The sequence below is a fragment of the Nosocomiicoccus sp. HMSC09A07 genome (assembly GCF_001808485.1).
Taxonomy (GTDB): Bacteria; Bacillota; Bacilli; order Staphylococcales; family Salinicoccaceae; genus Nosocomiicoccus; species Nosocomiicoccus ampullae_A.
The window spans coordinates 85,035-109,364 of the sequence record NZ_KV793632.1 but is presented as its reverse complement, the minus strand read 5'-3'; the positions used below and the strand labels follow the sequence as shown (position 1 = coordinate 109,364).

General features: G+C 35.9%; 26 protein-coding genes and 1 riboswitch. Of the genes, 19 read left to right on the top strand and 7 right to left on the bottom strand.

The window, feature by feature from the left end; all coding sequences use genetic code 11:
* Window positions 1-3 precede the first annotated feature (3 nt).
* Window positions 4-105 carry an SE2200 family small protein gene (locus tag HMPREF3177_RS03740; RefSeq protein ID WP_070457154.1) on the top strand — a complete coding sequence of 34 codons (102 nt, stop codon included), beginning with the start codon at window positions 4-6 and terminating at the stop codon, window positions 103-105.
* Between the two features lie 33 nt (window positions 106-138).
* Window positions 139-236: riboswitch (SAM riboswitch) on the bottom strand.
* Between the two features lie 151 nt (window positions 237-387).
* Here the strand turns inward: HMPREF3177_RS03740 and HMPREF3177_RS03735 are convergent.
* From HMPREF3177_RS03735 to HMPREF3177_RS03725, 3 genes are read right to left on the bottom strand one after another with little or no spacing between them, the layout of a single operon-like run.
* Window positions 388-1,065 (bottom strand): ATP-binding cassette domain-containing protein, encoded by a 678-nt coding sequence (locus tag HMPREF3177_RS03735; protein ID WP_070457153.1) that lies wholly within the window; start codon window positions 1,063-1,065, stop codon window positions 388-390.
* Window positions 1,043-1,849: an ATP-binding cassette domain-containing protein gene (locus HMPREF3177_RS03730; protein WP_070457152.1), complete on the bottom strand. Its 807-nt coding sequence runs from the start codon at window positions 1,847-1,849 to the stop codon at window positions 1,043-1,045. Before HMPREF3177_RS03730 ends, HMPREF3177_RS03735 begins: the two co-directional genes overlap by 23 nt.
* 20 nt (window positions 1,850-1,869) lie before the next feature.
* Entirely contained in the window at window positions 1,870-3,006 is a 1,137-nt protein-coding gene (locus HMPREF3177_RS03725) for a tyramine oxidase subunit B (protein ID WP_068129124.1), read from the bottom strand.
* Between the two features lie 148 nt (window positions 3,007-3,154).
* On the opposite strand from HMPREF3177_RS03725, the gene HMPREF3177_RS03720 reads away from it, so the two are divergent.
* From HMPREF3177_RS03720 to HMPREF3177_RS03700, 5 genes are all read left to right on the top strand, one after another.
* A complete protein-coding gene (locus tag HMPREF3177_RS03720) occupies window positions 3,155-4,309 on the top strand; it encodes a haloacid dehalogenase-like hydrolase (RefSeq protein WP_168161308.1) in 1,155 nt (384 codons plus the stop codon).
* Window positions 4,310-4,327: 18 nt separating this feature from the next.
* Window positions 4,328-5,407, top strand: a complete 1,080-nt coding sequence (gene serC / locus HMPREF3177_RS03715; protein ID WP_070457150.1) for a 3-phosphoserine/phosphohydroxythreonine transaminase — start codon at window positions 4,328-4,330, stop codon at window positions 5,405-5,407.
* Between the two features lie 3 nt (window positions 5,408-5,410).
* Window positions 5,411-6,610 carry a 3-phosphoglycerate dehydrogenase family protein gene (locus HMPREF3177_RS03710; protein ID WP_068129130.1) on the top strand — a complete coding sequence of 400 codons (1,200 nt, stop codon included), beginning with the start codon at window positions 5,411-5,413 and terminating at the stop codon, window positions 6,608-6,610.
* Window positions 6,611-6,685: 75 nt separating this feature from the next.
* Complete coding sequence (locus HMPREF3177_RS03705; protein ID WP_070457149.1) at window positions 6,686-7,414, top strand: hypothetical protein; 729 nt, start codon at window positions 6,686-6,688, stop codon at window positions 7,412-7,414.
* A gap of 78 nt (window positions 7,415-7,492) precedes the next feature.
* A complete protein-coding gene (locus HMPREF3177_RS03700) occupies window positions 7,493-7,789 on the top strand; it encodes a rhodanese-like domain-containing protein (RefSeq protein ID WP_070457148.1) in 297 nt (98 codons plus the stop codon).
* Window positions 7,790-7,863: 74 nt separating this feature from the next.
* Here HMPREF3177_RS03700 and HMPREF3177_RS03695 read toward each other — a convergent pair whose 3' ends face one another.
* On the bottom strand, window positions 7,864-9,279 hold the full coding sequence (locus tag HMPREF3177_RS03695; RefSeq protein ID WP_070457147.1) for a pyridoxal phosphate-dependent decarboxylase family protein: 1,416 nt from the start codon (window positions 9,277-9,279) through the stop codon (window positions 7,864-7,866).
* Between the two features lie 186 nt (window positions 9,280-9,465).
* Here HMPREF3177_RS03695 and HMPREF3177_RS08495 point away from each other — a divergent pair, with 186 nt between their 5' ends.
* From HMPREF3177_RS08495 to HMPREF3177_RS03680, 4 genes are all read left to right on the top strand, one after another.
* The gene (locus HMPREF3177_RS08495; protein WP_155974679.1) at window positions 9,466-9,603 is read left to right on the top strand and encodes a hypothetical protein; all 138 of its coding nucleotides are present in this window, start codon (window positions 9,466-9,468) and stop codon (window positions 9,601-9,603) included.
* A gap of 99 nt (window positions 9,604-9,702) precedes the next feature.
* Entirely contained in the window at window positions 9,703-11,316 is a 1,614-nt protein-coding gene (locus HMPREF3177_RS03690; protein ID WP_070457146.1) for an aryl-sulfate sulfotransferase, read from the top strand.
* A gap of 64 nt (window positions 11,317-11,380) precedes the next feature.
* Window positions 11,381-11,785, top strand: a complete 405-nt coding sequence (locus HMPREF3177_RS03685; RefSeq protein WP_070457145.1) for an HIT family protein — start codon at window positions 11,381-11,383, stop codon at window positions 11,783-11,785.
* 81 nt (window positions 11,786-11,866) lie between these two features.
* A complete protein-coding gene (locus HMPREF3177_RS03680) occupies window positions 11,867-12,253 on the top strand; it encodes a YolD-like family protein (RefSeq protein ID WP_068129141.1) in 387 nt (128 codons plus the stop codon).
* A gap of 35 nt (window positions 12,254-12,288) precedes the next feature.
* On the opposite strand, the gene HMPREF3177_RS03675 is transcribed toward HMPREF3177_RS03680, so the two are convergent.
* On the bottom strand, window positions 12,289-13,983 hold the full coding sequence (locus HMPREF3177_RS03675) for a YhgE/Pip domain-containing protein (RefSeq protein WP_070457144.1): 1,695 nt from the start codon (window positions 13,981-13,983) through the stop codon (window positions 12,289-12,291).
* A 138-nt stretch (window positions 13,984-14,121) separates the two neighbouring features.
* Here HMPREF3177_RS03675 and HMPREF3177_RS03670 point away from each other — a divergent pair, with 138 nt between their 5' ends.
* The 4 genes from HMPREF3177_RS03670 to HMPREF3177_RS03655 all read left to right on the top strand — a co-directional run bounded on the left by HMPREF3177_RS03670 (window position 14,122) and on the right by HMPREF3177_RS03655 (window position 18,156).
* The gene (locus HMPREF3177_RS03670; protein ID WP_068129145.1) at window positions 14,122-14,721 is read left to right on the top strand and encodes a TetR/AcrR family transcriptional regulator; all 600 of its coding nucleotides are present in this window, start codon (window positions 14,122-14,124) and stop codon (window positions 14,719-14,721) included.
* A gap of 178 nt (window positions 14,722-14,899) precedes the next feature.
* Window positions 14,900-16,345: an amino acid permease gene (locus HMPREF3177_RS03665; protein WP_070457143.1), complete on the top strand. Its 1,446-nt coding sequence runs from the start codon at window positions 14,900-14,902 to the stop codon at window positions 16,343-16,345.
* Window positions 16,346-16,392: 47 nt separating this feature from the next.
* A complete protein-coding gene (locus HMPREF3177_RS03660; RefSeq protein ID WP_068129150.1) occupies window positions 16,393-17,148 on the top strand; it encodes a class I SAM-dependent methyltransferase in 756 nt (251 codons plus the stop codon).
* Between the two features lie 135 nt (window positions 17,149-17,283).
* Window positions 17,284-18,156 (top strand): DegV family protein, encoded by an 873-nt coding sequence (locus HMPREF3177_RS03655; RefSeq protein ID WP_070457142.1) that lies wholly within the window; start codon window positions 17,284-17,286, stop codon window positions 18,154-18,156.
* 44 nt (window positions 18,157-18,200) lie between these two features.
* Here HMPREF3177_RS03655 and HMPREF3177_RS03650 read toward each other — a convergent pair whose 3' ends face one another.
* Complete coding sequence (locus HMPREF3177_RS03650; RefSeq protein WP_070457141.1) at window positions 18,201-18,548, bottom strand: DoxX family protein; 348 nt, start codon at window positions 18,546-18,548, stop codon at window positions 18,201-18,203.
* Between the two features lie 64 nt (window positions 18,549-18,612).
* Window positions 18,613-19,593, bottom strand: a complete 981-nt coding sequence (locus HMPREF3177_RS03645) for a YeiH family protein (RefSeq protein ID WP_070457140.1) — start codon at window positions 19,591-19,593, stop codon at window positions 18,613-18,615.
* Between the two features lie 129 nt (window positions 19,594-19,722).
* On the opposite strand from HMPREF3177_RS03645, the gene HMPREF3177_RS03640 reads away from it, so the two are divergent.
* The 5 genes from HMPREF3177_RS03640 to aroF all read left to right on the top strand — a co-directional run bounded on the left by HMPREF3177_RS03640 (window position 19,723) and on the right by aroF (window position 24,329).
* Window positions 19,723-20,385 carry an HAD family hydrolase gene (locus HMPREF3177_RS03640; RefSeq protein ID WP_068129159.1) on the top strand — a complete coding sequence of 221 codons (663 nt, stop codon included), beginning with the start codon at window positions 19,723-19,725 and terminating at the stop codon, window positions 20,383-20,385.
* A 12-nt stretch (window positions 20,386-20,397) separates the two neighbouring features.
* Window positions 20,398-20,727 carry a hypothetical protein gene (locus HMPREF3177_RS03635; RefSeq protein ID WP_068129161.1) on the top strand — a complete coding sequence of 110 codons (330 nt, stop codon included), beginning with the start codon at window positions 20,398-20,400 and terminating at the stop codon, window positions 20,725-20,727.
* Window positions 20,728-20,814: 87 nt separating this feature from the next.
* A complete protein-coding gene (gene mqo, locus HMPREF3177_RS03630; protein ID WP_070457139.1) occupies window positions 20,815-22,290 on the top strand; it encodes a malate dehydrogenase (quinone) in 1,476 nt (491 codons plus the stop codon).
* A 113-nt stretch (window positions 22,291-22,403) separates the two neighbouring features.
* Window positions 22,404-23,198, top strand: coding sequence for a hypothetical protein (locus tag HMPREF3177_RS03625; RefSeq protein ID WP_070457138.1), 795 nt, complete (start codon window positions 22,404-22,406; stop codon window positions 23,196-23,198).
* A 117-nt stretch (window positions 23,199-23,315) separates the two neighbouring features.
* A complete protein-coding gene (gene aroF, locus HMPREF3177_RS03620; RefSeq protein WP_068129167.1) occupies window positions 23,316-24,329 on the top strand; it encodes a 3-deoxy-7-phosphoheptulonate synthase in 1,014 nt (337 codons plus the stop codon).
* The last annotated feature ends 1 nt before the right edge of the window (window position 24,330 follow it).

The following is a 24,330-nucleotide window of genomic DNA, read 5'->3' as shown; positions in this document are numbered from 1 at the left end:
TTAATGAAAAAAACAGTGATTATTTTCAGCGTTATTTCAGCGTTACTCGTAGCGTTTAAGTTATATCAAGACAAGGTCAATGAAACGCCAAATATAGAATATTAATATATAAGAGGCCGTGATAATTTTTATCACGGTCTCTTTGCATTCAGTATAAACTGTTGAAATGGCACATCGCTAAAAGCTGTTGCCGGAGTTTCACAAGGCCAAATCCCTCCACTCACTCTTAATAAGAGAACCATTCTATTAATTAAAAATATATAGCATATTATATGTGTTTTAGAAGTAAAACTAAAAAGGTGATGCTTACCGTTACGTAAAATAATGTTGAAGCATTAGGATATTATCTAAAGGATGAAAATAAGAAGTAACGCCATACGTTACTTCTTATTTTATCTTTTTAAGTTTTTTGTTTTCTATCTTATATACTTCGTCTGCGACATTTTCTAAAAATTCTTCATCATGTGATGTTAGAAGTACTGTGCCTGGATATGTGTTTAAATATGTTTCTAGAACATTTATTGTATCAATATCTAGATAATTTGTTGGTTCATCTAGTATTAGCACGTTATCTCCAGATATTAATGTTAGAAATAACGATACGCGTACCGCTTCTCCTCCACTTAATGTTGAAATACTTCTTTCAAAATCGTTGTCTGTGAATTTTAAATCATTGAGCATTTCTTTTAGTAGGTACTTTGAAACAGACGTATGTTTTGATACGTATTCTAATAATGGCTCTGTGCGGTGCTTAAATTCTAGATAACTTAATTGATTATAGAAGCCAAGCTCTGCATTTTTAGAAAATGTGATGATATCAAGTTTATTATTAAAAGCTCCTTTTACATATTCAATAATAGTCGTTTTACCGGTACCATTGTTCCCTTTTAATGCCGTAATTTTTCCACGACTGATTTGTAAGTTTAGAGATTCTATAAGTAATTTGTTTCCTGCTGTAATATCAATATAGTTAAATATAATTGGAAAACGGTTATGATCTGTCTTGATGTCAGCTTCTTCAAATATCGGTAGTACTTTTTCTTCAGGTAATTTTATTTCTTCCACGGTTCTGCATGTTTTTCGCAGATTGCATAATTCCTTTTTGTACCGTCCCTTTTTCTTTTGTCATTCGTGAGGATAGAGAACGATGATTTGCTCCCTTTCTACCGATTAATATTTTTTCAGCATGTATTTTTGCGTCACTTATTGATGCTTCCAATCTTTTGATTTCTTTATCTTGTATTTCTTTTTGATGATAGAGTGATTCACGCTCTTTTTCGATTTCTCTTTTATAATCATCATAATTTCCGCTAAATACATGTATTGACTGTTCTTCAATTGACCATACTTCATTTACACATTCATTTAATAGACGTCTATCGTGTGAAATTATTAAAGTTGCACCGTCATAATTTTTAATTGTACGTATTAAAAATTCGATACCCTCTTTGTCTAAATGAGATGTCGGTTCATCAAGTATAAGTAAATCATAGTGCGAAGAGAATACTTCTAATATACGTAGTTTTGATAGTTCTCCGCCGCTAAACTCTGATGTACCATAAGGTATGTTTAATTCACTAAGTAATCTTCCATCAAAATTGAAGTCATATGGAATATTATCAGATACTTGTTCTAAGTAGCCTATGTTATTGGTGTTTAACTGGATATGACCTTGTGTCGGTTTAATTTCCTCTAAAATTAATCGTGCTAAAGATGATTTACCTGCACCGTTTTCACCAATTAAACCAATTCGACTACTCTCTTTAATTTCTAACTCATCAGTGTCGAATAATAAGTAACTGCCAAAGTCGAGTGCGATTTTGTTTAATTTAACGAGAACTTTAGTCATATCCATACCTTCTTTCTAACTTAAGACCAGAAAGGTTGATCCCATACTTTTAATGATTGTCCTAAGTTTTTCTCTTGTGCTGATTTATAGAGTTCATATCCCCATGATATGTCTTCTACAGCCATTCCTCCTGCGAGGAAGACGATTTTTTCTTTGTCGTCTTTACGCCCTTCTTTTTTACCACTGACAACGTCACCAAGATCTGTGATGCTTTTTTCGTCGAGTTTTTCTTCTTTTACGAGTCTAAATACCTGTCCGCCGATACCGTAGTTTAAGTCTTTAGAAACTCCTTTTGTACCGCTTTGTAGGTATTCCCACTCTTCCCATTCTTCACCTGTTTCTTTGTGCATTTCCCAGTTATCCATAACGACTGTGTTATTTAGTATGAAGTCATCACTGAGGTTTGCTTCTCCGGAAAGTAAAAGAAGAGATCCGTCTTTTAAGTACTCTTCTTTAATTTCTGGACGAACAGCACCTGATGCTGCGACGTTTATGACGTCTGCTTCTTTGACTGCATCTTCTAAGGAGCTTGATATCACTGTTTCTACGTCGTGTTCTTTTTTAAGGTTATTTGAGAATTTTTCTGCTTGTTGTTCGTTAATGTCGAAGATGTTGACTTGTTTGATATTTTTATTTGCTTCTAAAATTGCAAGTGTACTTGACCAACTGATGACCCCTGCTCCGATAATTGCGAGAGTATGTGCTTCTTTTGAAGCAAGATACTTTGTAGCAACTGCTGGGACTGCACCTGTACGTGTCGCACTGATTAAATTTGCACTCATATATGCAAAAGGTGCACCAGTGTCTGCATCGTTTAACGTGATCATTAAAACGGAACGTGGTAATCCTTTTTCTTTGTTTGCTACGTTTGATCCGTACCATTTTTGTCCCGTAATATTATATTTCCCACCTAAATATGCGTTCATTGACATAAATCGACGGTCTGGCCCTGCGACTGGCATATTCTCAGTACGCTTTTCTTTTGGAAACCATAGTTGACTGCCGTGACTGTTTTCTCTCGGTCCTCCCATAATGTAATCTTTTTCACCAAGTAAACGGAACACTTCTTCGATTGTGTCGACGCATTTTTTTGCATCTAACACACCTGCTTCAACTAAATCTTCTTCGGATAAAAATAAAAACTCCACTTTTGACATTTACTTACCTCCTTAAAACGCTTTCATTTATGTATGAGTTATTTTATCATATTTTTAAATTTTCTAAAAACTAAAGCATTATGATAGGAGATATTTATTTTATGATACACTTAATATGAAGATATATATGATATTTGTAGGTGAAAAAATGGACAACTATTTTAAGCAAGGAAACTTTGAATCGTTTGTGTACAAGCGATTGAATGAGGTTATTGATACTTACAAAAATGACACTGATAGTTACGTTGTTTTCGACTATGATAATACAAGTATTATTATGGATATTGAAGACAATTTAAATGTTTATTTGATGGAACATTTAGCATATCGGCTCACGCCTGAAGTGTTATATGAAATTTTGACGAATGCGCATTATACTGAGGAGCTATCTCAAACGTTTGATTGTCGGTTTAAAAATGCGACAGGTTTTAATTTAGCTGAAGATATTTATAAGGAATATCAGTGGTTATACGATAATTACATTAGTCTAGAAAATCGTTCGGAAGATCTTTTAAAAGAGATTAAAGAGACAAACCACTACAAAACGTTTAGAGCCAAGTTAAGGCTATTCCATACTCATGTAAATAGTAAATTATCAAGGCGACCGTCTAATGGTTGGATGACTTATTTATTTGCTGGTCATACAATTGATTCATTTAAAGAGTTATGCCGAAGTTGTATTAAAGAATCACTAGAAAAACCGTTTGAAAAAGTGACGTACGAAAGCTCAGAAAATATACCTGGAAAATCAGGTGTAGTCATTTCTACTTTTAAATCGGGATTATCAGTGCCTGAAGAATTGTTAAACTTATATCGCGCGTTTACAAATAATGGAATTACGACTTATATCGTAAGTGCAAGTCCGAGAGTATATGTTGAAGTCGCAGCTGAAATGCTTGGGCATTCAGTAAAGGTAGACAATATTGTCGCCATGGAATTTGAAGAAGATAACGGCGTTATAACGCCCGTTATGAAAGCCGACTCACCAATCACAAAAGGTCCTGGTAAAACAGAGGCAATACAAAAGCTGATTATGCCGAAGCATAATGGTAAACAACCAGTTGCGATGTTTGGTGACAGTATCGGTGATTACGATATGATGCAAACGTTTACCGAAACACCACTATGCGTTATTTTTAACCGTCATATGACAGATGACTTTAAACAGTTAATCGATCTCGCAATTGAACAATATAATCAAAAAGATGCACGCTTTGTATTACAAGGACGCGATGAAAATACAGGTGTTCTTATACCGAGTCAATCATCGATTTCATTTGGAGAAACTGAACCAAAATTATAAATAAAAGGAGTGTTTCACGTGAAACGCACATTTAACTTATCAGCAGGCCCAGCAATGTTACCGACATCTGTTTTAGAACGCGCACAAAAAGAGATGTTAGATTATGACGGGACAGGCATGTCTGTAATGGAGATGAGTCATAGAAGTAGTTACTTTGATGACATTATCCAAGATGCTGAAAAAAACTTAAGAGAATTACTGAATATTGACGATAATTATAAAATTCTCTTTTTACAAGGCGGAGCGAGCCAAGCATTCTATACGTTAGTTATGAACTTAAAACAATCTGGTAAAGTTGCATACATCGATAGCGGTAACTTTGCTAAAAAAGCATTAGAAGCTGCTGAAGAATTAAAAGACGACTATGGACTTGAAATCGACGTCGTTGCATCATCCAAAGAAGATGGTTATAAGTCATTACCAAACTATCCAGATACGTTAGAAGGTTATGATTACTTGCATATTTGCTCAAATAACACGATCGAAGGAACACAGTTTAAAGAGTTCCCGATTTATAAGGGCATTCCTTTAGTCTGTGATATGAGTTCGGATATACTTTCACGTCCATTTAATATCAACGATTTTGGAATGATTTATGCAGGTGCTCAAAAGAACCTCGGTATTGCAGGACTAGCGCTCGTTATTATTCGAGAAGACTTACTCGGACTAAATGATATCCCTAAAATGTTTGACTACAAAGTCTTTAACGATAAAAACTCGATGTATAATACACCATCGACTTACCCTATTTATATTCATAAACTCGTGACAGATTGGTTGTTAGAAATTGGTGGTCTAGAAGAGATTTATAAGAGAAATAAAGAAAAAGCACGTATTTTATATGATTACTTAGACGAATCAACATTATTCGTACCTACTGCAAATAAAGACGCGCGTTCACTGATGAACGTCACGTTTTCTACAGGAAACGACGAGTTAGATAAAGAATTTGTAGCATATACGAAAGAAAATGGTTTTGAAAATATTAAAGGACATCGTTCAGTCGGTGGTATGCGTGCATCTATTTATAACGCATTCCCTATTGAAGGTGTAGAAGCACTCGTACAACTAATGAAGAAATTCGAAGAGGAGAATTAAGCAATGTCACAATTTGACATAAAAACATTTAACAGTATCGCAATTGAAGGTTTACAACGTTTTACAAAAGACAAGTACACAATCAACGAAACAGACGATCCAGAAGCAATTATTTTACGTAGTTATAATTTACATGATGAACCAATTAACGATAGTTTACTAGCAGTAGGTCGCGCAGGAGCAGGGTTTAACAATATTCCAGTAGATAAATTATCTGAAGCGGGCGTTATTGCATTTAACGCACCAGGTGCAAATGCCAACTCCGTTAAAGAACTCGTATTAACATCACTGATCTCACATGCAAGAAATACACTTGAAGCATCGCAATGGGCAACTGAGCTTACGGGTGATGATATTGCTACACAAGTCGAAGATGGTAAAAAGAAATTTAAAGGTCATGAAATTAAAGGTAAAACGCTAGGTGTTATTGGTCTTGGTCAAGTAGGTTTACTCGTTGCGAACGATGCAGAAAACCTTGGCATGGACGTTATCGGATACGACCCTTACATTAGTGTCGATGCTGCATGGAACATTAACCGCTCAGTTACAAAAGCATCATCAATCGATGAAGTGTTACAAAAAGCGGACTACATTACGATTCACGTACCGTTTTTAGAGAGTACAAAGCATATGATCGACTCAACAGCGATTCGTCAAATGAAAGCAACAGCAGTATTATTAAACTTCTCACGTGCTGAAATTGTAGACGAAGATGCACTTGTAAAAGCATTAAACCACAACAGACTCGGTCACTACATTAGCGATTTCCCTAATGAAACAGTACTCGGGCAAGATAAAGTAACACTACTCCCTCATCTCGGTGCTTCAACAGGAGAATCTGAGAAAAACTCAGCAGTAATGGTAGCAAATGAGTTAAAAGACTATTTAGAAAATGGAAATATCGTAAACTCAGTAAACTATCCAAGAGTCTCAATGACACTATCGTCACCGTTACGAATTGCGGTATGTAATAGGAACATCAAAAACATCATTGCATCACTTACAAAACTATTGTCTGAAGAAGGACTCAATATTGATCGTATCATAAACAAATCACGTGGAGATTACGCATATACGTTAGTGGATATCACTGAAGCGGATGAAGAAAAAGTAAAAGACCTCATCCAAGAAATCGAATCAAAGGACGGAATACTAAAGGTTCGACTCATTAAGAATTTAGAGCATGATGCATGGTATAACTAATAAGTAACGCTAGGCGTTACAAAGAAAACAGAAGATTAAAAGCCTCTGTTTTCTCTATATTCGGAGGTAGAGAAAATGAAGAAATTATTATTAATAACGCTATGCGTTACGTTGTTATCTGCATGTACTAGTAAAAGTGAAGAAGAAGGTTTATCGTCCAATGTCGTTGAACGAAAACAGCAGGCTGGAAAAGTTGAAACAAATAATGATACAGAAAAAGAAGAAGAAATAGAAAAAGACACTGAAGAAGTAACAAAAGAGGAACCGGAAGAAATTTTTCAAGCTAAAAGATTTTCTGATGAACAAAAAGAAGAAATGCAAGAAATGTTCTTAAATTGGGCAATTGAGAGAGCTGAGATTGGCAATATGGGGGTATCTAAATATTTCTTCAACCACGGGAACGCTGGACGTGGTGATTGGTTTGCCTATACAATAGATGGACACGCTCAAGTTCAAAATTTAGATTTACCAGGGTTTGATGCATTTGATTTACACATCATAGGTGGCGTAGTGTTTTTCACTTCTCCACTCAACGGAGCAGGATTGTATGAAGAATATACTTCACTTGCTGCTGGATATAACGAAGAAAACGAACCAGGTACACCTATCCATAAATATATTTTAGTAGATAACGGAATTGTATATGAACTAGTATCGAATGAAATGAATCACACGACGGGATTCTCAGAGTATACAGATGACGGTTTGCCGCCGAGTCATAGCCCATATCACCTAGAGTTTGAAGTTTCAAAAGATGAAGAAGCTCAAAAAGAATGGCGACGAATTTTATCGCTTTACCAGTAAACTCTTATAAGCATATTAATAGTGATGTGTTCTTCTTTTAAGTACGATATATGTAATTCATAACGGGAGAGGATCACTATGAAAGTTAAGTCTAAAGGTATTAATGATTTTACTAAGGCTGAGTTGGAAGAGTTAGCTATGAATGGTCAAGTTATTGATGTGCGTTCTACGTTAGAACGTTTTTTCGGGAAAGTTAAGGGTGCAATACATGTACCACTTATGAAGGTTTCTAACTTTGATGGACCTAAAGATAAGACGTATTACGTATATTGTGCAAGTGGTATGAGAAGTCAAAGAGCATGTGAAGAACTAGCTGCTAAAGGTTATAAGACAGTTAACTTAAAGGGTGGCTACGGCTCATTTACAAACAAGTAAAATAACGCCCATCGTTTTTAATAATAACGGTGGGCGTTATTTAGTTGACGACGTCAACGTTGTAACGCATAGCGTTATAAATTCTCTACCTCTTCTAAAATATAAAGTCTGAGTCGATCGATTGTTTCTTTAATATCATCTTCTGTCGTTTCCGGATGAATCGTACAGAGACGAAACACTTTTTTATTGTTTAGAGTCGTTGTGTATGCGACTGCGTATCCTGAGTCTGCAAGTTTTTTAGCGGCGATATTATTTAAGTGGTCATTTTCTTCATCAGTAAATGAGTCGTTATAATATCTGAAACTTAAAATAGATAGACTCGGCTGTGAGATAATTTCAAAGTTTTCGAGTGATTCTACGTAATCTTTTGTGTATTCTGCAAGTTCTTGACCATAGTCAATACGTCTTCTAAACTCATCTTCACCAACAACTTGTAACGTTAGCCATAATTTTACAGCGCGTGCTGGGCGTGTCAGTTCGATACCGAGCATCTCTGGATCGATAACGTCATCGTCTGATGTGATGTCGTCAAGATACTCTGCTTTTTCACCATAACTGTTAATGAGGTTGTCTTTATCTTTTACGATAATCATTGCACAACTATACGTTTGGAAGAGAAGTTTATGTGCATCCCAGGTAACGCTATCAGAACGCTCGATCCCTTTAAATAACGCCTTACCTTTAGTAGATAGTAAGTGTGATGCACCGTATGCCCCATCGACGTGCTGCCAAATATTATGATCTTCACAAATATCAGCAATCGCATCGAAATCATCTACTGCACCTGTGTTCGTTGTACCGGCAGTTGAAATAACGAGTGCCGGTATAAATTCATTTTTCACGTCTTCCTCGATTGTTTCTTTTAAATGAGTAACGTTCATTGTAAAGTCTTCGTTATGGTCAATGATACGTATGTTATCAGTTGGAAAACCTGCGACATGTAACGCCTTACGACCTGAGTGATGCGTTTGAGACGTTAAGTAAACGGTAGTTTGAGTGAGTTTGTCTAGCGTTACTTTTGCATCACGTGCTGTAACGACAGCCGTTAGATTCGCCATTGACCCACCAGATACAAACACTCCTCCACTTGGCTTCACTTCATATCCAACTTTTTCTGCAAGATAGTTAATTAAATTACGCTCGATACTTATTGGTAACGTCGCGTTTTTAAAGTTCGAAGCATGGATATTATTTGCAGTTGTTAAAATATCACCTAACCATGATAATCGTGATGCTGGACCAGGGATAAACGAAAACGCACGTTTATGATTTGGACGATATAAATAAGTCAATACTTCGTTGTTTAACTCCGAAAGTACTTCATAAATATCCCTTCCAACTTTTGGAACCTCCATCTTTTCATACTTTTGAGTTAATTCTTTTGGTGCTTGTACAGTCGCTGGTAACTGACTGACATCTCGATTTAAGTATTTGTTGACCTCATCTCGAATTATCGTTTCTAGATCAAGGTTCGTTTCATTAAATGTCATTACATTCACCCTTTCGTAGTCATAAGTTGATTATAACTGACTATGATTTGTTAAATCTATTAATAATAAGATGTATAATAGTTGTAATCATTCTGTTTTTACTAAAAACTATAGGAAGATACGCTAAAAAATGCTAGAATAGAAATAAGACTGTATGTTTTATAATTAATATATTGTAAAGGAGTAATGAAATTGTTCGTTTTAGGTGCAGTAACAGATTGGCTTGTTATGGGATTCTTTATTGCAATTCCGGTATTCATGCTCTTTTTCCTAGTCGCACTCGTGCTTGAGGAAAATAGTTACAATAAGAAGAAAAATAAATAATCTGTCTAACTAAAGTTAGAAGATACTCCCCATAAAACATGCAGTATGCTGTATTGCTTTACGGGGAGTATTTTTATATTAAAAATTCGGGAGAAAACGATGAGAAAAATTCTATTATCAATGTGTTTAATACTCATCGCTGGTTGTTCAGCACAACCGGACGAGAAACCAAAAGAAACACCTGAAGAAAAAAATGAATCAATTGTTGAAGAAATTATTGATCTTGAAGAAGATTTTTATCAATTAGAGAAAAACAAAGATACGCTTAAATCTATAAAAGAGATCGACAAAGAAATTAACGAATCATATTATAGCGATAATTATACGTACGATAACCCTTTTATACGAGTTGATCCGTACGGTAATAGTCCGTTATCCGCATATGTAATGTTTAATACAGATGAACCGACGAAAGTAACGTATACCGTTACAGGGAAAACAGAAGACACGTCTTTTACTTATGAGTCATCAAACTACGAAGTACGTCATCAAATACCGATTGTTGGTTTGTATGCAGGAACGGTGAATGATGTTTTAATTACTGTAACAAATGAAAATAGCGAAGAACTTGAGCACCAAATAGAAATTGAAACAGATGAGTTAGATGAGGATTTCTACACTGTTGATACTGTTAAAGAAAAACAAATAAAAAGAACAGATGAACTGACGTATGTAAAAGCAACAACTGGAGAATTGTTCGGAGTAGATCATGCAGGGGATATTCGTTTCGTACTTTCAAATATTTCGACAGAACTATTTGAAGTCATTGAAGAAACGGGGCACTTTATATTAAATGTAACGCATGACGATACAAATACGATATTCAACGAGCTGATTGAGATTGATCCGGTTGGAAAAATATATCGTGCGTATACGTACTCGCAGTCAAATTATGATGGAGATCGACCGCTTCATGACGACGTTATAACGCTTGAAAATGGCAATGTATTGCTACTTACTCATAATAATGTTGATGAGCATAATTATGATGCTATGATAGAAGTTGACTGGGAAAACGGTGAGATTGTGAATAATGTTAATTTTAAAGAAGTATTCCCTGAAGCGTTATATAAGTATCACGTCGGTGATGATTGGTTACACGTAAATAATGTCGACGTATCGGACGATTCATTAATCATTTCTTTCTTAAATCAAAATATCATTGCAAAAATGAGTTATCCAGAAAATAAAATAGAATGGATAATCACACGAGACGATAATTGGCCGAAAGAAGACGATGGGTTAGGTGAAAAGATTTTAAGTACTGAAGGTGTCGACTTACCAATGTATCCATATAGTGTCGAAGTTTTACCGGATCAAGATAATAATGTATCTACAATAGATGTATTAGTATTTGATAATTACGAGAGCGATATAGATCAATATAGTAGAGTAGTTCAATATCGTATATACCAATTAGAAGATAGAATTGAGGAAATTGACTCGTATCGTGAGCCGTTTTATAACAACGGAGGTAACGTATACTTTGAAGATGAAAATAATCGTGTATTCGTAACGTCTTCAATGTCGAGTGAAGAGAACCATATCACTTCTAACATTGTCGAACTTAGTCAAGAAAATAATGATGTTACATCAGAAATGTGTATTGAACGAGAGAAAGACGATAACCATGATTCTATCTATCGTGTGTATCGCATGCCGTTACTATCAGAAAACTATATAGTTGATGTATTAGTTGAGCCTGAAGAGTGATTTATAAGCAAATTTAATAATTGGAATGACAAAATTTAGTATATTGGTACATAGGAGTGATTATATGAATAATGAACTATACGAATCTATTAAAAATAAGGATTATCATTTAATTAGAGAAAGTATTTATAGTATCGCGATACTAGATAAAAGACCTGCGACAAAAGGCCATATTTTAGTCATGCCGAAGATGCCGATTGAAACATTTGGCGATATCGATAATAAAGTCGTACGCGGAGATCTAATGGCACTCATGCATAAAGTCGCGACGAAAGATATGGATAAAGATTATACGATCGTGTGCCATAACGGTGAATCTGCTGGCCAAACGGATTCACAAGTACACTTTCACTTTATCCCAAGAGATGACAAAGATAATTTAAACTTTGATCTACCTCATGACCCTTCAATTAATGTAGATGAGGTTTTAGAAGATATAAAAGTGAAAAGAGCAGAAAAATTAAAATAACGAGAGGGAAACCCTTCTCGTTTTATTTTTGTTGAAAAACAGAACATACGTTCGTATAATAAAATCAAGGAGATGGTAAAGATGATCCTCGATTATAGAAATATTCCATACGAACAACTCGATTCAAACATCCCTATTGGCCGAGGGATGATTAAGTGGATGCCGTTTGCAACGATGCCTGAACAATACGAAAATGTAAATCAAATGATTCAAAATCAATTAAAAAAAGAGTATCCAAAGTTAACAGATGACGCACTTCAACATAATGAGCGCATGCTGCAATCATTGCTCGGTAAAAGAGCCATTATTCGGTATTGGGCGAATGGGTATGAGATGATGATTGAATGTACGGTAGAAAGTATTATCAAAGAAACGAACATGATTATGGTGAATAAAGATAATTCTCTACTCCCGATTTATTTTTATCACATTTATGAGGTTGAACAAGGTAGTAATTTATGGGCATAAAAAAGTGGCGCCTGAAAGGTGCCACTTAATTGGTTCTATGACTCTAATCGACTGAGTCGACTTGTAAGAGCTTTGTATTTTGGTGATTTTTCTTTTATCCAGAATAGTAATAAGATAAATAACATCGCACTCACAAGCATTGCGAGTAATACGTATATGACTGTACTGAATTCGTGATCGAATGCCTGGTTGAATATTGCTGTTCTGTAACCGATGACTGTATAAGACATTGGTAAGAATTCATATAGTTTTTGGTAAATCGCGTTTGTCGTTTCGATTGGGAATGTTCCCCCACTCGCTGATAATTGAACGATGAGTAAGATGATACTTAAGAATTTACCGAAGTTACCGAATAATGTAACTAACGCACCAATCATCGTAATAGATAATAACGCCCATACATAGTTGAGTAGGAAGAATCTCCAGTTACTACCGATATCGACTTGCATAATGAAGTCAACGACAATTGTAATGAGTGATGAGATGATTAATGCATGTACCATATATAGGAGCATACGGCTGACCCATGCTTTAAATACACCAGTATGTTCATCAAATATTTTGTTGTTTGGATAGACGACGTTAAACGTAATTGATCCAATGAATAAGCTAATTGCAACGATTAACGGTGCAAAGCTTTGTCCGTAGTTTTGAGTCTTAACTACGTTATTCGTTTCTAAATGAACGGGTTGTGCGATATCTTTTGCACCCGCTTCAGTAAACGCTAGGTTTTCTTCCTCGATTTTATCGAGTACTTTTTTAAATTGCGTATTAATTTCGTTTAATGAGTCTGAAAGCTGTTGTGAACCTTGTTGTAACTCACCTAAACTGTTATTTAATTGTCCCATTCCATTAGCTAATTCGTTCGCGCCAGTTGCTGCTTCGCTTGCTCCTTGAGCAAGTCGATTTGCTCCACCACTTATTTCGCTAGCACCTTGCTCTAATTGACCTTGTGCCTGGACGAGCTGTTGTCCTGCAGGACCTAAGTTTGGTGCAATTTGCTCTAGTTGTGCAGTCATTTGTTGCTCACCTTGGTAGAGCTGACCAGCTCCTCCACTTAACTGATTTGCACCATCATTGAGTTGTCCGATACCATTGTTTAATTCATTTGCTCCTTGAGATAGTTGTCCTGAAGCGTTATGTGCTTCAATAAGACCAGCATTTAATTCATCTGCTCCATCTGTCAGTTGCTGAATTGCATCTTGCGCGTCTTTACTGTCTGACTCTACAGAGTTTAGTTGATCGACAATCGCTGTAATATAATTATCAGTAATTTCTTTACGTACTTCTTCGATAATGAAATGTCCTACTTGCTCTGACATGAGAGAACCGATGAAGTTATGTCCAGGGTTTAAGTTCAGAGACATTTCAACTTGCTCAGGATTATCCGTTAAGAAGGACGTCGCTTTTTTAGACGTGTCTTCAGGAATCACGATATATCCGTACGTATCTCCTTTTTGTAACGCTTTTTTCGCAGTATCTAAATCAGTAAACTGCCAATCTAAACGATCTTCCTCTTTTAATTCTTCTATTAAAGAATCACCGACATGGATTTCCTCGTGACCTTTGTCTTCGTTTACGATGTGAAATTTCATCTCTTCAGTATTTTCATATGGATTCCACATTGCACCTAAAAAGATAACAGCATATATAAATGGAAGTGTTGAAACGACTAGAAGAGAAATTAATAACACAGGCGTTTTCCGTATAAACTTAAAATCTCTTAACATTTAATCACCTTTACTTTTTAATTTCCGTCAAAATGATGAGTACAATAAAACATTATAATACGCAGTGAGTCGAATTACAAGAATTTTAATCAACATAGTGTATAATATTATACAAAGAATAAAACAGGAGCGATAGAAATGAAAAAAATGGATTTGCGAGTGATCAAGACGTTAAAACGTATCGATGAATCAATCGTCGAGCTACTTCGTGAGAAAAGTTTTGAAGATATCACGGTAAAAGACATTTGCGAACATGCGATGATTAACCGTGGAACATTTTATAGCCATTATAAAGATAAATACGATCTCATTGACTCATATCAAAAAGAGTTAATGATTGGTGTGGAGGATGTGCTATATAGAAGTAAGGAAGTAACTCAAAAAGAAGAAGAAATGAAAAAGATACTTGAAGGGTTATTTGTATATATCGAAGACCATAAAGATAAAATATTCGCAACGGCAATTGCAGTCGGTCGATTACAATTTATAGAGGAGTTCTCAAAATATACGTATAAATTTTATGAGGCGAAACAAAAAGAGTATGGTATTACAATCGCTCAAGATAATTTTAGAAATTATCTTATTACGTATATGTCCAATGCACATATCGGTATTATACATCGTTGGTTAGAAGGTGGTTGTAAAGAATCGCCAAAAGAGATGGCTAATATCGTAGAGAAAATTACAGTGAACGGAATTTTTAAATCACTTTTAGTAAATGAAGAATTAGTTATATAAAGGAGTGCCTAGAAGGTGCTCTTTTTTATATACATTTTAATTATTCAAAAAAATTAAAATCTTTTAACTATTTCATGAAAAGGTATTGTAAACGGAGAGAAAAAGGTATACGATACTTAAATGACTCATATCAATTTTATAAAAATGAATGTCAAAAATAAGAAAAGGAGGAGTCAATATGTCCAACAATGAAATGGACCGTGGTCTAAAAGCACGTCACGTCTCTATGATTGCGATTGGTGGTGCGATTGGAACAGGGTTGTTTGTCGCGACAGGTGGTGTAATATCTCAAGCTGGACCCGGAGGGGCTTTACTTGCATATTTAATTATCGGTGTCATGCTTTACTTTTTAATGAGTACTATCGGGGAGCTTGCGACGTTTTATCCAGTGTCAGGTGCATTTAGTGCGTTCTCGACGCGTTTTATCGATCCATCGGTTGGGTTTGCAATCGGTTGGTTATATTTAATTATCGGCGTATTAGTATCTGCGGTTGACATAATCGTTGCTGCAAACGTAATTACGTTTTGGGAAGCGATGCAGTTTCTTTCACCATTTGGCTGGAGTATCGTATTTTTCATTATCATCGTATTACTAAATATATTTACAGTAAAACTTTATGGTGAAGCGGAATATTGGCTTTCTCTTATAAAAGTTACTACGATTTTTGTATTTATCGTATTCGGTGTGTTAATGATTTTTGGAATCCTTGGTGGTGAAACGTACGGCTTTAAAAATTACACAATTGGAGAAGCTCCGTTCGTTGGTGGCTTTGCTGGATTCTTTAGTGTACTACTTATAGCTGGTTTCTCTGTCGGAGGTACTGAAGTTGTTGCAGTCACTGCTGGAGAATCTGACGAACCAGAAAAATCGATGCCTAAAGCAGTAAAGCAAGTGTTTTGGAGAATACTTATATTCTATATCGGTTCAATTGCAGTCATTTCAGCGATTTTACCATACACAGATCCGATGTTATTAAACGAAACCGGATCAGTAAACCAAAGTCCATTTACAATTGTGTTCGATAGAATTGGTATTGCATTTGCTGCGTCAGTTATAAACGCAGTTGTTTTAACAGCATTACTTTCAGCATCGAACTCGATGTTATACACAGCAAGTAGAATGCTATATTCACTCGCAAATAATAAACAAGCACCAGCATTTTTAGGAAAAGTTAACGAACGCACACGTTCTCCACTTTCAGCGGTCATTACAGTAATCGTTGCCGTGTTTTTAATTATTGTATTTTCTAATTTCAAAGAAAATGCGATTTTCTTCTTATTAGAACTCGTTGGATCGCTGATCATTGTGATTTGGGGCTCTAATGTTTGGGCGCAAATTCGATTACGTAAAGCAATCAAAGTACAAGGAAAAAATGTAGAAGACGTCTTACCATTTGTCGGTAAAGGGTATGTGATTGGTAAAATAGTTGTGATTGGAGTGCTACTCTTACTATTCGCAGGTGGGGCTATTCCACACTTATTAAACTTAAACTTTAAAAATGTCTTTGGACATTTCTTACCGTTTATATTATTTGGAGCAGCAATTGTTATTCATAAGTTAATAACAGGTAGTAAAATGGTCAAGCTGTCTGAGATAGACTTAGAACGTAAACGCACAGAATAATCTTAAAGAGTACTGATCTTTCAGTACTCTTTTTTAGAGGTGAAACGATGATTATTACGACGCCATTAAAGTACGATGCAGCACTGCGCGATGAGACTATTGAGTTAGGAAAAAAGTACAATATAGAATTTGTTGAGCGTTATAAACAAAGCGTGAAACAACTAAGGTCTAGAAGTAACGATATACTCATTATCGGAAAAGAAAAAGTACAGTATATATCAGAAGAAGGTACATTCACGTATCATCCGAATTTTGCTCAAGTCCGATTACGACGCTTACTAAAAGGTGAAGACGATCCATTTTTAGAAGCCACAAATCTAAGAAAGAACGATAAAATATTGGACTGCACAATGGGACTCGCATCAGACAGCTTAATCGCAGCCCATGTAACGGATAGTGTTACATCTCTCGAGTCCGTTCGTAGCATATATTTGACTGTGTCTATAGGGTTAATAAAATATCGCTATACGTTACAACAATTAGAGAAGGCTTCAAAGCGTTTAACAACATATAATGTAGACGCATATTCATACTTAAAAGAACAACCAGAAAATAGTTATGACGTCGTCTATTTCGACCCGATGTACGATGAAGCGGTACAATCTGAAGGTATAGACTCATTAAAGCAACATGCAAACTATGCAAATTTAACAGAAGAAGTAATTGAAGAGGCAAAACGTGTGGCAGCTAAAAGAGTTGTTTTAAAAGCGCATTATAATAGTCCCTTATTTAAACAATTTGGATTTATGCAATGCATTCGTAAAAACACCGTATCGCATTATGGAGTTTTACTCACATCATAAAGACTTTATTTTTCCTTCATACGTTTAATAATAGAATCGATCGATATTAATCTGTATAATGGAAATTGATATAATATTTCGTTTGCAATAGTTATTTTGAAGTGCATAAAAGAATTTAAATTTAAGGAGATTATTATGAAGATAGCATACATTATCGATAGTACAGCGGATCTCGATCCAGCTTATGAAAATCACCCAGATATTTATCGAGTGAGTCTTCACGTGACATATGAAAATGGCGACGTGATTGAGGACTCTAAAGATGAAACTAAAATTCAAGAATTTTACAGAAGGTTAAAAAAAGAAAAGACGCCACCAAAGTCATCACAGCCATCGCCTCAAGCGTTTATGGACGTATTAGATAAAATCGTCGAAAAAGGCTATGACGCAGTGATTGGTATTACTTTATCTGCAAAACTTAGTGGAACGTTCCAAACGATGCAGATGATTATGGAAGAATATAAAGACAAGATTCAAGTGTATCCAATCAACTCTGAAAACACATCTTACGTCATCGGTAGTATGGTCGAACAAGCGATGGAACTTGATGAATCAGGTGTTGAAATTGACAAGATTATCGAGCACTTAAAGTGGGTGGCAAGTGAATCAGAGGTATATTTACTCGTTAAAGATTTACACAACCTTGTAAAAGGTGGTCGTCTCGGTTCTGCATCGGCAGTTCTCGGCTCGTTATTACGCATTCGTCCAATTATGAAGTTTGATAACGATGAAGGCGTTAAGTTATATGAAAAAGTACGAACAGATCGTCGTGTCATGGCAAAATGGGTGGAAATATTAGTTGAAAAGTATGAACACTTTAAGGGGAATTTAGATGTCGTAGTTGTTCACGGTGACGTGGAACAAGACGCATTAAAAATTGTGGAAAACTTTAAAGAAAAGTTTCCGGATATTAAATACCACGTTTATTACTTAGGATCAGTACTTGGAGTACATGGTGGTAATGGCGCAATTGGTATGGCATTTATTCCAAATCAATACGAAAAATAATATAAAAGGCACGTTTCCTAAACTTAGGGAACGTGCCTTTGTTATTATTTTCTTAATGATGCTAAGAAACTTAAAATTGAAAGTGATGCAAGTTTAAGTGATGATTTTGACTCATCAAAGCTATCTCCAGCTAAGTAGTGCTTTACAGCTGCCGCACTCATAACGATCGATGCCATTAATGCACCGAGGCGTCCGAATGTTTTACTAACTAGTGATAAGCTCATTAACACTGCGCCGACACTTTCTAAGTAGCCAGCAATTAACATTTCTCTAGAGTTTACATTGAATTTTTTCTCAAAGTCTTCTCCAAGTTCACCGTTCGCTCTTACTTTATTTACACCTGACTGGTAGATGTTTGATGCAACGTACCAGTTAATAATATGTCTAAACATAATTGTCCACTCCTTCTAATTGTCTATTATACAATGTATCCAATTCATACGTATGTTAAACGCTCTAAAACAAAATTAATACAAAATATGTAATAATCGATAGTAAACTCGATGTGACTAAGAGAGATACCATCGGTGCTTTTGCTTTGTTAAAGAGAGTTTTAAACGAAACGTTTAAACCGAGGCCAACCATTGCCATAATCATAAAGAACTTCGCTATTTCGTCAACGATACTCGACACATTGCTCGGAATATCTATAAACGTATTGACGACAGCAAGTAATAAAAAGCCGATTAAAAAATATGGGAAATTCACTTTTTGTCTATCATTCGTGCTGTTATTTCGCTTTGACCATATGTACATTAATGCAAAGCTCACCGGTACGAGTAAAAATACACGAGACAATTTTGCGAGTAACGCATACGCGAGACTATCGTCACTTACTCCACCTGCTAATACGACTTGTGCAATTTCATGTAAGCTGATTCCAGCCCACATACCGTACACTGTGTCTGTCATTGAAACGACTGGATATAAGAACGTATAAATGAGTGCGAAAAACGTCCCGACGAGCGATATTAAACCGATGCTAATCGCTGTGTCTTCTTCATCACTTTTAATAATCGACGATACCGCACCGATCGCAGCGGCACCGCATATGCCTGTACCAAATCCAAGTAATAACGCGATGTCTTCATTACCTTTAAGTAGCTTATTGATGAACATTAATAGGAACACACTAAAAAGAATTACGAAAACACCACCGACGAGTAGCCATAGACCATCAGTTGCGATTGTATATAAGTTAAGTTTTAGTCCGTATAAAATAATCGCGACACGTAGTAACTTTTTAGATACGAACGTAATGCCGTCGGATAATAGTTCTGGGTAACCTAGAGTATTTCTGTAAATCATAGAGATAATAATCGCAATTGCAAGTGCACCAATACTCGAAAGTAACGGTAGTTGAGCGAGTATATAACTGATTGAAGCAATTAGTATTGTAAATAAAATGCCATATGTAAATAACTTTTTATTTTTCATAGGTTCCCCCTCCTATACTTAATATTATAATCTAATAATATCTATACTTGGTCAACATGTTAAATGTGTTATAACGTAGCTTTAATATGATAAACTAGAACTGTTAACACTCATAAAGGAGACATCTATATGAAAGTCGCACTATTTGATTTTGACGGAACACTTTATCCATATGAAACGTTCCAAACACTTCGATACCATATGCGTGACAATCCAAAATATAAAAAGTACTATAAACACTTTGTTCGTCGCTTTGCACCGACGTATTTTGGGCACAAATTAAAACTCGTTCCAGAACTCCAATTTCAAAATAAAGCATTAGAATCCTATATTTATGCATTTAAAGGTGCTTCTAAAGATGAAGTGGAGACATTTTTCAGTGAAGTCGGAGAAGCGATGAGAGAACAGTTAAACCAAACGGTGGTCGAAAGGCTACAATGGTTACGTGATAACGACTACTATACGATTTTAATTTCAGGTGCATTTCAACCGATGTTAAAGGCGATGTTTAAAGATGAATTTAGCCACATTATCGGTTCAGAAGTGAATTACAATAAGAAGGGCGTCCTATCGACTAAAATACCATTTGTACGAGTATTTGGTGCGAGGAAAATCGATTTAATTCGTAACCATTTAAAACATAAAAATATCGACTGGGATAAAAGCCATGCATATAGCGATAGTGCGACGGATTTAAGCATGTTAAAGCTCGTAGGGCATCCAGTCGTAGTGAAACCAGATACGAACCTTAAAATCATCGCAAATAAAAATGGATGGGAAATTTTAAATTAAAGGATGATAATTATGTCATTAATAAACATCAATGAATCAGAACTATATCCGACAGAGTCATTCGGACCAGCGGTCGAAGGTACGTTAATTTATAATGTACAAGGACAAGCAGAGTGGGAAGGTGCATTCATTACAACGAATGAACGTCTTATAATGAATGTCAATATGAATGGTGAAGCATACCGCAGAGTATTTGATTATAAAGATATAAAAGACGTATATCAGAATGAGCACGGGCTATTTATTGAATTCCCTGAAGGTATGGGGAAAATCGCACTCGTAGAGACGAAAACAGGCAAAGAAGAGACATTTGTTGAATATGTTAAAAAGAAGTTAGGTTAACTTAAAAAAGATAAGTTCTAGGCTTTTATAACGATATTGAGACATATATAATAATAATTGAATATGAAATAGGGAGATCGATTCAATATGGCAAATGAGGAGAAGAAAAATGTAGTCCTTATTGGGGGCGGCATTATGAGTGCAACGCTAGGTGCGCTCATTAAAGAGTTAGAACCAAGCTGGAATATTAAGATGTTTGAAACGCTAGAAGCTCCTGCTCTAGAAAGTTCAAGTCCATGGAACAACGCAGGTACAGGGCACTCAGCACTATGTGAGTTAAACTACACACCAGAAGACGCTAACGGCAACGTTGACATTACTAAAGCGGTAAACGTCAATGAAAAATGGCAAACGTCATTACAATATTGGGCACATTTAGTAAATTCAGGTCAGTTAAAAGCCCCAGAAAAATTTATTAAAAAAGTACCGCACTTAAGCTACGTCGAAGGTAAAGAAAACGTGGCATTTTTAAAGAAACGTCAAGAACTATTAAAAGACCATCCATTATTTGAAGGTATGGAATTTAGCAGTGATAAAGAAACGTTAGAACAGTGGATGCCGCTTATGATGGGAGGACGCGAGTCATTCGATGACATCGCTGCAACGTATATCGATAAAGGTACAGACGTTAACTTTGGAGAGTTAACGAAGCAATTATTCGACAATCTAGAAGAACAAGGCGCCTCATTACAATATAAACATGAAGTCGTAGATTTAAAGAGAATTGACGACAGTAAATGGGAAGTTCAAGTGAAAGATTTAACGACTGGTAGATCAGAATTCCATATTGCGGACTTCGTATTTATCGGTGCAGGTGGCGGAAGTTTACCACTGTTACAAAAGACAAAATTACCAGAGTCTAAAAACATCGGTGGTTTCCCAGTGAGTGGACTTTTCCTCGTCTGTCAAGATGAAGAGATCGTTAACCAACATGAAGGAAAAGTATACGGTAAAGCAAAAGTTGGTGCCCCACCAATGTCAGTACCACACTTAGACACACGTTATATCGATGGTAAGAAATCATTACTGTTCGGACCGTTCGCAGGATTTTCTCCGAAGTTCTTAAAAACAGGGTCATACTTCGATTTAATTGGTTCTGTAAAACCAAACAACGTGTTTACAATGCTTGCTTCAGGAGCGAAAGAAATTCCATTAACAAAATATTTAATTAGCCAATTATTACTATCAGACAACGATAGAATTGAAGAGTTAAGAGAATTCGTTCCAACAGCGAAAAAAGAAGATTGGGATACAATCATAGCAGGACAACGTGTTCAAGTCATTAAAGATACAGACAAAGGAAAAGGAACATTAATGTTCGGAACAGAAACAATCGTTTCTGAAGACGGAACTGTCGCAGCGTTACTCGGAGCATCACCAGGTGCTTCAACATCAACTGATGCGATGATCAACGTATTAAAACACTCATTTAAAGATTCGTTTGAAAAGTGGGAAGCGGAACTTAAAAAGATGATTCCGTCTTATGGTAAAAAACTTTCAGACGAAAGAGACTTATATAACGTCATAGACAAAGAAGTACGTGAAGTACTAAAAATTAACTAAAATAACGCCTAGCGATACTAAGTCGCTAGGCTTTTTTACTGGATTCTCTAGAAAGTTATAACGCTATCGGTTATAATATAATAACGATAGAAATAACGATAGGAGAGACGACAATGCAAACACCAGTGTATTATTCAACGGCACAAGTGACAGATATGGTCGAATTGTCTGATCAAAACGTACGTAAATACTTCCGTATGCTAGAAGAACGTGGATATGAAGTGACACGTGACGAATACCAACGACGTCTATTTTCTCAAAATGACGTGCTTATATTACAAGAGATGATCAAAATCTCTAAAGAACCTGGGTATACGTTAGAGCTCGCTGCAGATGAAGTATTAAAACAAGCAGATGATATTATAGAAAAAAATAAAGAAGAGAAAAATGACGTTGCGTCGAATGAAGAGGTACTAAAAGCACTACGACTCGTCGTCGATAAGCTAGAAGAAATGCGTCAGGAAAACGTAGAACTTCATCAAAATATTAAAACGCTCGTATCACGACTCGACCGTTATGACGAAAATCTACTCGATACGAAAGAGCAACAAAAACTCCTCGTATCAGAAGTATCATCTATTAAAGAGGATCTTCAACATTCTGCAGAAAAAGTAGAATCTGATAATAAAGAGCTAGAAGAAATTGAAGCATCGATTCCAAAAGAAGAAACAACAGAAGAGCCATCAGACGTAGAAGAAACTGAAGAAGTTAAAGATGAGTCTGAAGAGATAAAAGAAGAAATTCAAGCAGAACCAAAAACTGAAAGCGAAGATAATCGAGATAGTTACGATATGAATGATTATCAACCAAAAGAGACGGACAAAGAAGAGGATGAGGAATCCTCTCAAGTGACATTTACTCCAGAGAAAAAGAAAAAAGGGTTTCTCGCACGATTATTCGGAGGTTAAGTATTATTTGTTTCACATGAAACGTGTTACAATACTTAAGAGATTATTGTGTGGACGTAATATTATGACTGCCACTTTTAGTGGCAGTTTTTTTGCAGTTAGATAGGAGGATTGTTTGTGATTATTCACATTTCACAAAACGCATGTGAAAACCAAATCGATGAAATTACACAGTTCGTTGAGTCGATGGGCTTAAATGCACATCGTTCCAACGGTTCAAATAGAATTATTTTAGGCTTAACAGGAGACGTATCTAAGGTAGATGTGAACACGCTGAAAAAATATCATATCGTAGAAGGTGTATATCGTATTACCGCGCCTTATAAAAAAGCAAACCGTCAATTCCATGAAAAAGACAGTATTATCGATATCGGCGGTGTTAAAATTGGAGGGCCACACTTTTTAATGTGTGCTGGGCCTTGTTCTGTCGAGAACGAGACGGATACAATAGAACTCGCTAAACAGCTAAAGGCATCTGGTGCGAACGCGTTAAGAGGCGGAGCATTTAAACCAAGAACATCACCATATAGTTTCCAAGGCCTTGGCGTGGAAGGGTTAAAAATTTTAAATGAAGCAAAAAAGGAAACCGGACTTCCAATCGTTTCAGAACTTATGGGAACAGAACATTTAGATACATTTGTTGACATGGTTGACGTCATTCAAATCGGTGCACGTAATATGCAGAACTTTGATCTATTAAAAGCAATCGGCCAAACAGATAAACCAATTCTTTTAAAGCGCGGTATGTCAGCAAAAATTGAAGAATGGTTAATGAGTGCAGAATATATATTAGCAGGTGGCAATAAAAACGTTATTTTCTGTGAGCGCGGTATCCGTACGTTTGAAGATGCAACTCGTAATACGCTAGATATTCAAGCAGTACCTGTTGTACAAAAAGAGTCACATTTACCAATCGTCGTCGATCCATCTCATGCAGCAGGTATTCGTTACGTCATTCCGTCAATGGCAAAAGCAGCGGTAATGGCAGGGGCTAATGGACTTCAAATCGAAGTGCACCAAAATCCTGAAAAAGCATGGAGTGATGGTCAACAATCGTTAACACCTGAAGAGTTTAGTGATTTAATGTCGACGATACAATTATTGCTCCAAATGGAAGGCAAGACATTATAAG

What these genes read in the sequence shown, in the direction of transcription:
- HMPREF3177_RS03695 (WP_070457147.1), bottom strand. Translation starts at nt 9,279, where the DNA reads ATGACATTTAATGAAACGAACCTTGATCTAGAAACGATAATTCGAGAT.
- HMPREF3177_RS03675 (WP_070457144.1), bottom strand. Translation starts at nt 13,983, where the DNA reads ATGTTAAGAGATTTTAAGTTTATACGGAAAACGCCTGTGTTATTAATT.
- HMPREF3177_RS08495 (WP_155974679.1), top strand. Translation starts at nt 9,466, where the DNA reads ATGAAATTGTTCGTTTTAGGTGCAGTAACAGATTGGCTTGTTATGGGA.
- HMPREF3177_RS03730 (WP_070457152.1), bottom strand. Translation starts at nt 1,849, where the DNA reads ATGACTAAAGTTCTCGTTAAATTAAACAAAATCGCACTCGACTTTGGC.
- HMPREF3177_RS03635 (WP_068129161.1), top strand. Translation starts at nt 20,398, where the DNA reads ATGTCATTAATAAACATCAATGAATCAGAACTATATCCGACAGAGTCA.
- HMPREF3177_RS03660 (WP_068129150.1), top strand. Translation starts at nt 16,393, where the DNA reads ATGATTATTACGACGCCATTAAAGTACGATGCAGCACTGCGCGATGAG.
- HMPREF3177_RS03645 (WP_070457140.1), bottom strand. Translation starts at nt 19,593, where the DNA reads ATGAAAAATAAAAAGTTATTTACATATGGCATTTTATTTACAATACTA.
- HMPREF3177_RS03720 (WP_168161308.1), top strand. Translation starts at nt 3,155, where the DNA reads ATGGACAACTATTTTAAGCAAGGAAACTTTGAATCGTTTGTGTACAAG.
- HMPREF3177_RS03705 (WP_070457149.1), top strand. Translation starts at nt 6,686, where the DNA reads ATGAAGAAATTATTATTAATAACGCTATGCGTTACGTTGTTATCTGCA.
- HMPREF3177_RS03685 (WP_070457145.1), top strand. Translation starts at nt 11,381, where the DNA reads ATGAATAATGAACTATACGAATCTATTAAAAATAAGGATTATCATTTA.
- HMPREF3177_RS03650 (WP_070457141.1), bottom strand. Translation starts at nt 18,548, where the DNA reads ATGTTTAGACATATTATTAACTGGTACGTTGCATCAAACATCTACCAG.
- HMPREF3177_RS03625 (WP_070457138.1), top strand. Translation starts at nt 22,404, where the DNA reads ATGCAAACACCAGTGTATTATTCAACGGCACAAGTGACAGATATGGTC.
- HMPREF3177_RS03725 (WP_068129124.1), bottom strand. Translation starts at nt 3,006, where the DNA reads ATGTCAAAAGTGGAGTTTTTATTTTTATCCGAAGAAGATTTAGTTGAA.
- HMPREF3177_RS03700 (WP_070457148.1), top strand. Translation starts at nt 7,493, where the DNA reads ATGAAAGTTAAGTCTAAAGGTATTAATGATTTTACTAAGGCTGAGTTG.
- HMPREF3177_RS03680 (WP_068129141.1), top strand. Translation starts at nt 11,867, where the DNA reads ATGATCCTCGATTATAGAAATATTCCATACGAACAACTCGATTCAAAC.
- HMPREF3177_RS03665 (WP_070457143.1), top strand. Translation starts at nt 14,900, where the DNA reads ATGTCCAACAATGAAATGGACCGTGGTCTAAAAGCACGTCACGTCTCT.
- mqo (WP_070457139.1), top strand. Translation starts at nt 20,815, where the DNA reads ATGGCAAATGAGGAGAAGAAAAATGTAGTCCTTATTGGGGGCGGCATT.
- HMPREF3177_RS03670 (WP_068129145.1), top strand. Translation starts at nt 14,122, where the DNA reads ATGAAAAAAATGGATTTGCGAGTGATCAAGACGTTAAAACGTATCGAT.
- HMPREF3177_RS03740 (WP_070457154.1), top strand. Translation starts at nt 4, where the DNA reads ATGAAAAAAACAGTGATTATTTTCAGCGTTATTTCAGCGTTACTCGTA.
- HMPREF3177_RS03640 (WP_068129159.1), top strand. Translation starts at nt 19,723, where the DNA reads ATGAAAGTCGCACTATTTGATTTTGACGGAACACTTTATCCATATGAA.
- HMPREF3177_RS03655 (WP_070457142.1), top strand. Translation starts at nt 17,284, where the DNA reads ATGAAGATAGCATACATTATCGATAGTACAGCGGATCTCGATCCAGCT.
- HMPREF3177_RS03690 (WP_070457146.1), top strand. Translation starts at nt 9,703, where the DNA reads ATGAGAAAAATTCTATTATCAATGTGTTTAATACTCATCGCTGGTTGT.
- HMPREF3177_RS03710 (WP_068129130.1), top strand. Translation starts at nt 5,411, where the DNA reads ATGTCACAATTTGACATAAAAACATTTAACAGTATCGCAATTGAAGGT.